This window comes from Allobosea sp., from assembly GCF_030695125.1.
Lineage (GTDB): Bacteria > Pseudomonadota > Alphaproteobacteria > Rhizobiales > Beijerinckiaceae > Allobosea.
On the sequence record NZ_JAUYTP010000002.1, the window covers coordinates 1 to 8,888 of the forward strand.

The following is an 8,888-nucleotide window of genomic DNA, read 5'->3' on the forward strand; positions in this document are numbered from 1 at the left end:
TGCGGGCGGTAGTTCGTGAAGAACGGGGTGTGGCGACCGCCCTCCTCCTTGGTCAGGATGTAGGCCTCGGCCTTGAACTTGGTGTGCGGCTTGACCGAGCCCGGCTTGCACAGGATCTGCCCGCGCTCGACGTCCTCGCGCTTGGTGCCGCGCAGCAGCGCGCCGATGTTGTCGCCGGCCTGGCCCTGGTCCAGCAGCTTGCGGAACATCTCGACGCCCGTGACCGTCGTCTTGACCGTGTCCTTCAGGCCGACGATCTCGATTTCCTCGCCGACCTTGACGATGCCGCGCTCGACGCGACCCGTCACCACCGTGCCGCGACCCGAGATCGAGAACACGTCCTCGACCGGCATCAGGAACGGCAGGTCCAGCGGACGCGCCGGCTGCGGGATGTACTCGTCGACCGTCTTCATCAGCGCCAGCACGGCGTCATGGCCGATGGTCTTGTCGCCGTTGTCGAGCGCAACCTTCGCCGAACCCTTGGTGATCGGGATGTCGTCGCCGGGGAAATCGTACTTCGACAGAAGCTCGCGGATCTCCATCTCGACGAGCTCGAGCAGCTCGGCGTCGTCGACGAGATCGACCTTGTTCATGAACACCACCAGCGCGGGCACGCCGACCTGGCGGGCGAGCAGGATGTGCTCGCGGGTCTGCGGCATCGGGCCGTCGGCAGCCGACACGACCAGGATCGCACCGTCCATCTGGGCGGCGCCCGTGATCATGTTCTTCACATAGTCGGCGTGGCCGGGGCAGTCGACGTGGGCATAGTGACGCGCCGCCGTCTCGTACTCGACGTGAGCGGTCGAGATCGTGATGCCGCGGGCCTTCTCCTCGGGGGCCTTGTCGATCTGGTCATAGGCCGTGAACGTAGCCCCGCCCGACTCAGCCAGGATCTTCGTGATCGCAGCCGTCAAAGACGTCTTGCCATGGTCGACGTGACCAATCGTTCCAATGTTGCAATGCGGCTTCGTGCGAGCGAATTTCTCTTTGGCCATCGTAGCCTCCGTCAGTCAAATCGTTGTTGCGTGAAGAGCAGGTCGGGCTGGTGATCAGGCGTATTTGGCCTGGACCTCGGCGGCCACCGCCGACGGAACCTGCTCGTAGTGATCGAATTGCATGGTGTAGTTGGCGCGGCCCTGGCTGAAGGACCGCAGCTGGTTGACGTAGCCGAACATGTTGGCGAGCGGGACCATCGCATTCACGACGACCGCGTTGCCGCGCATGTCCTGGCCCTGGATCTGGCCACGACGCGAGTTCAGATCGCCGATGACCGAGCCGGTGTAGTCTTCCGGGGTCACGACCTCGACCTTCATGATCGGCTCGAGCAGCACGGAGCCGCCCTTCTGCAGACCTTCACGCAGCGCGGCGCGCGACGCGATTTCGAAGGCGAGAGCCGACGAGTCGACCTCGTGGAAGGCGCCGTCGATCAGCGTGACCTTGACGTCGACCACCGGGAAGCCGGCGATGACGCCCGAACCGATAACCGAGTTGAGGCCCTTTTCGACGCCGGGGATGTATTCCTTCGGAACCGTACCGCCGACGACCTTCGACTCGAACTCGAAGCCCTTGCCCGTCTCGTTGGGCTCGATCACCAGCTTGACGCGGGCGAACTGCCCGGTGCCGCCGGTCTGCTTCTTGTGGGTGTAGTCGACGTCGACCTTCTTGGTCAGCGTCTCGCGATAGGCCACCTGCGGCGCGCCGATATTGGCGTCCACCTTGTAGGTCCGGCGCAGGATGTCGACCTTGATGTCGAGATGCAGCTCGCCCATGCCCTTGAGAATGGTCTGGCCGCTCTCCTGGTCGGTCGAGACGCGGAAGGACGGATCCTCGTTGGCGAGCTTGGCCAGAGCGAGGCCCAGCTTCTCCTGGTCGGCCTTGGACTTCGGCTCGATCGCGATCGTGATGACCGGCTCGGGGAATTCCATGCGCTCAAGGATGACGGCCTTGATCGGATCGCACAGCGTGTCGCCGGTGCGGACGTCCTTGAGGCCGGCCAGGGCGACGATGTCGCCGGCAAAAGCCTCCTTGATGTCCTCGCGGTTGTTCGCGTGCATCAGCAGCATGCGGCCGACGCGCTCTTTCTTGTCGCGGGTCGAGTTGACCACGCCCTGGCCGGTCTCGACCTTGCCGGAATAGACGCGGCAGAAGGTGATCGTGCCGACGAACGGATCGTCCATGATCTTGAAGGCGAGCATGGAGAAGGGATCCTCGTCCGTCGGGTGACGAACGGTCTCTTCCTCGGTCTTGAAGTCGATGCCCTTGATCTCGCCGCGATCCACCGGGGACGGCAGGAAGTCGACGACCGCATCAAGAAGGGGCTGCACACCCTTGTTCTTGAAGGCCGAACCGCAAAGCACGGGATGGAAAGCGCGACGCTGCACGGCGGTGCGGACGAGACGACGCAGCGTCTCGGCATCCGGCTCGACGCCGTCGAGATAGGCTTCCATCGCCGCATCGTCCATATCGACGGCGGCTTCGATGAGCTTGCCACGATACTCGGTCGCCTTGGCCAACAGATCGGCGGGGATCTCCTTCTCCTCGAAGGAAGCGCCCAGCGCTTCGCCGTTCCAGACGATCGCCTTCATCTTGATCAGGTCGATGACGCCGGCGAAATCCGACTCGGCGCCGATCGGGATCTGCAGGCAGACGGGCTTGCCGGCAACGCGATCGATGATGTCCTGGACGCAGCGATAGAAATCGGCGCCGGTCTTGTCCATCTTGTTGACGAACACGACACGCGGCACGTCATACTTGTCGGCCTGGCGCCAGACGGTCTCGGTCTGGGGCTCGACGCCCTGGTTGCCGTCGAGCACGCAGACGGCACCGTCGAGCACGCGCAGGCTGCGCTCGACTTCGATGGTGAAGTCGACGTGGCCGGGGGTGTCGATGATGTTCAGGCGATGCTCGCGCCACAGGCAGGTGGTCGCGGCAGACGTGATCGTGATGCCACGCTCCTGCTCCTGCGCCATCCAGTCCATGGTGGCGGCGCCGTCATGGACTTCGCCGATCTTGTGCGACTTGCCCGTGTAGAACAGGATGCGCTCGGTCGTCGTCGTCTTCCCGGCATCAATGTGAGCCATGATGCCGAAGTTGCGATAACGGTCGATAGGATGGGAACGAGCCATGAGAATGCTTTCGTCTTTCCGGAGTGTCTGAGACGATTACCAGCGATAATGCGAGAAGGCGCGGTTGGCTTCCGCCATCCGGTGCGTGTCTTCACGCTTCTTGACCGCGTTGCCACGGTTGCTGGCCGCATCCATCAGCTCCGAGGAGAGACGCTCGACCATGGTCTTGTCGTTGCGGCCGCGAGCGGCCGTGATCAGCCAGCGGATCGCCAGCGCCTGGCGGCGCTCGGTGCGAACCTCGACCGGAACCTGATAGGTGGCGCCGCCGACGCGACGCGAACGCACCTCGATCGCCGGAGCGACGTTTTCCAACGCGCTCTTGAAGACGGCGAGCGGGTCGCTCTTCATCTTGGACTCGATGATGTCGAAGGCACCGTAGACGATCCGCTCGGCGGTCGACTTCTTGCCCTCATACATGACCGAGTTCATGAACTTGGTCACGATGATGTCGTGGAACTTCGGATCGGGAATGATCTCACGCTTTTCAGCGCTATGGCGGCGGGACATCGTCTAGTCTCCGGTCAAATTTTCAACGCTGCGAACCGGCCCGGGCTTCAATGCCCCTGCCGGTCAGGCAGAAATTACTTCGGACGCTTGGCGCCGTACTTCGAACGGCGCTGCTTGCGGTTCTTGACGCCCTGGGTGTCGAGCACGCCGCGCAGGATGTGGTAGCGCACGCCGGGAAGATCCTTGACGCGGCCGCCGCGGATCATGACCACGGAGTGCTCCTGAAGGTTGTGGCCCTCACCCGGAATGTAGCCGATCACCTCGAAGCCGTTGGTCAGGCGCACCTTGGCGACCTTACGCAACGCCGAGTTCGGCTTCTTCGGCGTCGTCGTGTAGACGCGCGTGCAGACGCCGCGCTTCTGCGGGCAGGACTCGAGCGCCGGAGCGGTGTTGCGCGCCTTGACGGGCGAACGCGGCTTGCGAATGAGCTGGCTGATTGTCGGCATTCTGGCCTCTCGCTCCCATTGAGCGTTTGGAAATCGCAAAAATCTCGGACCAGCCCGGTCGTTGCCATGACACAAACGAAGCCGCGCCATCGGCTCCCGGTTAGGGGCCTCAGGCGCGCTCGCCAGCAGAGGAACACGGGTTGCCCCGCATTCTTGCATCTTGCCATGTCGTCAATCGACGCTGGAGTTCCGGTGGAGTTTCGGCCGCGAAATTCGCCAGCAACAAAGGCTTAAGGCGACATACGTGTCCGACAACCACCGACAGTGGCGCGCTTATGACTCGGGGATAGATTCGCGTCAAGCCCGATAATCTCAAAACGAGCCGTGAACGAGCCGTTTGAGCGCGATCGCCGCGGGGGATCGGGCGTCCGCGAGTTCGAGGGCGACCTCGAAATGGTTTAGCCCGTCGCCTTCGAGCCTGGCAAGCGGCCCACCGCTCTTCTCCACTTCCAGGGCGAAGGCCACGCCCTGACGCCGGAACTCGGGACTTTCCGCCTCGCCCATGCCAACGATGACGGGGCAGCGCAACCGTGGGACATGCAGGATCGGGCTCAGCCGATGAACCTCGTGGTCGTCGAGCTCGATATAGAGCCGCCGTGAGCTGAGCATGACCGGCTCCAGATCATAGCTGCCGCTGAGGCAAAGCCCCCCTGTCAGCACGTCGGGCGGCAGTCCCCGCTCCTCCCAGTCCGTCGTCAGCAAGACGGCTGCCAGATGCGCGCCAGAGGAATGGCCGGAGATGGTGATCCGATGCGGGTCGCCCCCATGCGCGACAGCGTGCCGGTGCGCCCAGGCGACGCACGCGCTGACCTGGGCGACCATCTCCGGCAGGCGCACGTCCGGCAGGTTGCTGAAGCCGGGCACGATCACATGGGCGCCGCTGGCGACCAGGGGCGGCGCGACGAACGAGGCGTCGCATTTGTCCAGGGCGCGCCAGGCGCCGCCGTGAAGATGGATGTGGATCGGGGCCCGGTCGCCTTCGGCCAGGAACAGGTCGAGTCGCTGATCGCGATGGGGCCCATAGGCGATGTCTGGGATATGACGGGTGGAGACGCGGGCCTGCGCGCTCGCCTCACCATATCGGGCGATCATCGCCGCCGCGTTGGCGGCCCAGACCCGCTGGTCGTAGCTACGATCGAGTTCGTCCTGCGTGTAGTCGAGATAGACAGGCTTGGATCCTGGGGTGGCCGGCATCGCTCAGTCGATCTTCACGCCGAGATCGGCGATCAGCTTGGCCCAGTGGCTGCGCTCGGCGGCCATCTTCGCGACGAAGGCCTCCCCGAACAGCGGCTGAACCACCACGCCGATGTCACGCAAACGCTGGATGAACCTCGGCTGCGCGAGGGTGTTGCCGAGTTCCTGCGCCAGCCGTCTCTCGATCGGGCCGGGAAGGCCTGCAGGGGCGAACAACCCGATCCAGGCCGAGGCGATCACGCCGGGCGCTCCCGCCTCCGCCATGGCCGGGATGTCCGGCACGATGGCCGAGCGCGCCGGCGCCGCCACCGCCAGCGCCCTCACCGCCCCCGACTGGAGATGGCTGAGGACGTCCGGCACCAGCGGGAACATCACCTGCAACTGGCCCGACAGCAGATCGGTGATCGCAGGCGCCTGACCGCGATAGGGGACATGCGTCATCGACGCGCCGGTCCGTGCCTTGAACAGCTCGGCGGCCAGATGCGTCGGGGACCCGATGCCAGACGATCCGAAGCTCAGCCTGTCGGGCTGCGCCTTGGCATAGGCGACCAGCTCCGCGACAGTGCGGACAGGCAGATCCTTGCTGACAACGAGGACATTGGGCGCTTCCCATACCAGCCCGATCGGCGTGAAATCGGTTACCGCGTCGAAGCCAGGCCGGCGGTACAGGCTGCCATTGATGGTTTGCGTGCCATTGGTGCCGATGAACAGCGTGTAGCCATCCCCCGGGGAACGCGCCGCATCGGTTGCGGCGAGGTTGCCGCCCGCGCCGAGCTTGTTCTCCACCACTGTCCCCTGCCCGAGCGCCTCGCGGAACGCTTCACCGATCAAGCGGGCCGAGACGTCGGCGCTGCCGCCCGCCGGGAACGGGACTACGATGCGGACAGGCCGGGAAGGCCAGGCCTGGGCAGAGGCCGGGCCCTTCACCAGCGCCGCGCCGGCGCCCCCGAGCAGAGCGAGGCAGTTGCGGCGGTTCAGCATCGTCTCGTCCTCGCGATCGGGAAATGACGATCGAGACTAGGCACTCACTCTCGGCGCGCGCCATTGCATTTTCTCACGGGGCTCATAACCATTGGGTATGAGTTTCGAGCATCGGACGGTGGCATCCTTCCTCGCGATTGCACGCTTGGGCAGCATCGGCAAAGCCGCCGATGCGCTGGGCCTTTCGCAGCCGGCCTTGAGCCGCAAGATCGCCGGGCTCGAGAAGAAGCTCGGCGTGCCCCTGTTTGCGCGCCATGCCGGCGGGATGGAACTGACCGTCTATGGCCGGAGCCTGCTGCCGCGCGCGGAGACGATCGCGCTGGAGGCCGAGAGGGCGAGGGACGAGATCGACCAGTTGCGCGGCGCCGGACGTGGGCTGGCCCGCATCGGCGTCGTCCCGAGCGCCACGACGACGGTGTTGTCCTTCGCCGTCAACCGGCTCGTCAGCCAGTCACCGGCCTGTCTGATCCACATTCGCGAGGGCACCGGCGAGCAGCTTCTGCAGGCGCTCGGCCGCGGCGAAGTCGATCTCGTCGTTTCGGGTCGCCGCGACGAACCGATCGATGCCGGGCTGGTCGCGACCCCCTTCTACGATGATGACGTCGGCGTCGTCGCCTCCGCCACACATCCGCTCTTGGCGGAAGGCCGGCCGCCCGCAGACGTCAGCGATCTGCTCGCCTTTCCCTGGGCGATGCCCCCGAAGGGCAACATCGTCACCTCCGGTTTCAGGGACATGTTCCTGCGCCACGGCGTCGAGCCTCCGCGACCCAGCGCCGAAACCAGCTCGATCCATGTCCTGACCACGCTCGTCGCCGCGACCAGCTTTCTGACGGTCCTGCCCCATGATGTGGTTCGACGTGAGGTCGATGCCGGCCGGCTGAACTATCTCGCCGGCCCTGGCCTCGTCTGGCGCCGCAGCCTCGTTATCATCCGGCGTCGAAGCGGATCGCTGCCTCCCGTGACCGCGATCTTCCTCGACGAGCTGCGCAGGGCCGCCGCGATGCGCCTGCCCCCTTGATCCCGTGGCCATGAAAAAGGGCCGCCCCGAAGGACGGCCCTGATCCATGCATCGCGATCTCGCGCGCGGAGCCTACTCCGCTGCGGGCAGCGCCGCTTCGACAGCCTTGGCCGCAGCCTTGGCCGCGGAGGCCGCCGCCTTGGCGGCAGCGTCCGCCTTCTGACCGACGATGAGATCGTCGCGACGCGTCGCCACCTGCTTGATGCGGGCGACCTGCGCGCCGGTGCCGGCCGGGATCAGCGAGCCGACGATGACGTTCTCCTTGAGGCCTTCCAGCGTGTCGTACTTGCCGTTGACCGCCGCTTCCGTGAGGACGCGGGTGGTCTCCTGGAACGACGCCGCCGAGATGAACGAGCGGGTCTGCAAGCTCGCCTTGGTGATGCCGAGCAGCACGGGGACGCCGGAGGCCGGCTTCTTGCCCTCTTCCTTCATCTTCGCGTTGATCTCCTGCAGCTCGATCCGGTCGATCTGGTCGCCGGTCAGGATGTCGGTGTCGCCGCCATCCGTGATCTCGACCTTCTGCAGCATCTGCCGGACGATCGCCTCGATGTGCGTGTCGTTGTTGCCCACGCCCTGGAGGCGATAGACCTCCTGGATCTCGTTCACCAGATAAGCCGCCAGCTCCTCGACGCCCTTGATCGCCAGGATGTCGTGCGGGGCCGGGTTGCCGTCGAGGATGTAGTCGCCCGTCTCCACGACGTCGCCGTCCTGGAGATGGATGTGCTTGCCCTTGGGGATCAGGTACTCGAGCCCCTCGGAACCGTCATGCGGCGTCAGCGTGACGCGACGCTTGTTCTTGTAGTCCTTGCCGAAGCCGATCACGCCCGACTTCTCGGCGATGATCGCGGCATCCTTCGGACGACGGGCCTCGAACAGCTCGGCCACCCGCGGCAGACCGCCGGTGATGTCGCGGGTCTTGGCCGAGTCGGTCGAGACACGCGCCAGCACGTCGCCGGCCTTGATCGAGGCGCCGGGCTCCATCGAGATGATGCCCTCCACCGGCAGGATGTAGCGGGCCTCGCCGCCACGGGCGAGCTTCGCCACCTTGCCGTCGGGCCCATGCACGGTCAGCGCCGGGCGCAGATCCGAGGTCCGGGCCGAGCCACGCCAGTCGATGACGACGCGCTTGGAGATACCCGTCGCCTCGTCGGTCGTCTCGGTGATCGACATGCCGTCGACCAGATCCTCGTAACCGACGGTGCCGTCGACCTCGGCCAGGATCGGGCGGGAATAGGGATCCCACTCGATCAGGCGCTGGCCGCGCTTGACCTTGTCGCCCTCGTCGACCCGCAGCTTCGAGCCGAACTGGACGCGATGGACCGCGCGCTCAGCCCCATCGGGCCCGACGATCACGATGGCGATGTTGCGCGCCATGGCGATCAGGTCCCCGTCCGAATTGCGGGCGAGGTTGCTGTTGCGGATCTTCACCGTGCCTTCGAAGTTCGACTCGGTGAAGGACTGGTCGGCGATCGTCGCCGCGCCGCCGATGTGGAAGGTGCGCATGGTGAGCTGCGTACCCGGCTCGCCGATCGACTGCGCCGCGATGACGCCGACGGCCTCGCCCATGTTGACGGGCGTGCCACGGGCCAGATCGCGGCCGTAGCAGGTCGCGCAGAC

Annotated in this window: 7 protein-coding genes and 1 pseudogene; 1 reads left to right on the plus strand and 7 read right to left on the minus strand. The window is 65.7% G+C overall.

What is annotated here, in order from left to right:
* The 6 genes from tuf to Q8S38_RS00035 all read right to left on the minus strand — a co-directional run.
* A partial coding sequence (tuf, locus tag Q8S38_RS00010; protein ID WP_305678364.1) for an elongation factor Tu occupies window positions 1–995 on the minus strand: 995 nt, incomplete at its 3' end.
* Between the two features lie 54 nt (window positions 996–1,049).
* A complete protein-coding gene (gene fusA / locus Q8S38_RS00015; RefSeq protein WP_305678365.1) occupies window positions 1,050–3,125 on the minus strand; it encodes an elongation factor G in 2,076 nt (691 codons plus the stop codon).
* Between the two features lie 36 nt (window positions 3,126–3,161).
* Window positions 3,162–3,632 (minus strand): 30S ribosomal protein S7, encoded by a 471-nt coding sequence (rpsG, locus tag Q8S38_RS00020; protein WP_054144020.1) that lies wholly within the window; start codon window positions 3,630–3,632, stop codon window positions 3,162–3,164.
* Between the two features lie 74 nt (window positions 3,633–3,706).
* Window positions 3,707–4,078 carry a 30S ribosomal protein S12 gene (rpsL, locus tag Q8S38_RS00025; RefSeq protein WP_038358286.1) on the minus strand — a complete coding sequence of 124 codons (372 nt, stop codon included), beginning with the start codon at window positions 4,076–4,078 and terminating at the stop codon, window positions 3,707–3,709.
* Between the two features lie 312 nt (window positions 4,079–4,390).
* Window positions 4,391–5,272 carry an alpha/beta hydrolase gene (locus Q8S38_RS00030; RefSeq protein ID WP_305678366.1) on the minus strand — a complete coding sequence of 294 codons (882 nt, stop codon included), beginning with the start codon at window positions 5,270–5,272 and terminating at the stop codon, window positions 4,391–4,393.
* 3 nt (window positions 5,273–5,275) lie between these two features.
* The gene (locus tag Q8S38_RS00035) at window positions 5,276–6,253 is read right to left on the minus strand and encodes a Bug family tripartite tricarboxylate transporter substrate binding protein (RefSeq protein WP_305678367.1); all 978 of its coding nucleotides are present in this window, start codon (window positions 6,251–6,253) and stop codon (window positions 5,276–5,278) included.
* A gap of 97 nt (window positions 6,254–6,350) precedes the next feature.
* Here Q8S38_RS00035 and Q8S38_RS00040 point away from each other — a divergent pair, with 97 nt between their 5' ends.
* Window positions 6,351–7,271, plus strand: coding sequence for a LysR family transcriptional regulator (locus tag Q8S38_RS00040; protein WP_305678368.1), 921 nt, complete (start codon window positions 6,351–6,353; stop codon window positions 7,269–7,271).
* Window positions 7,272–7,343: 72 nt separating this feature from the next.
* On the opposite strand, the pseudogene Q8S38_RS00045 reads toward Q8S38_RS00040, so the two are convergent.
* Window positions 7,344–8,888: pseudogene (locus Q8S38_RS00045) on the minus strand (DNA-directed RNA polymerase subunit beta'); the annotation flags it as partial.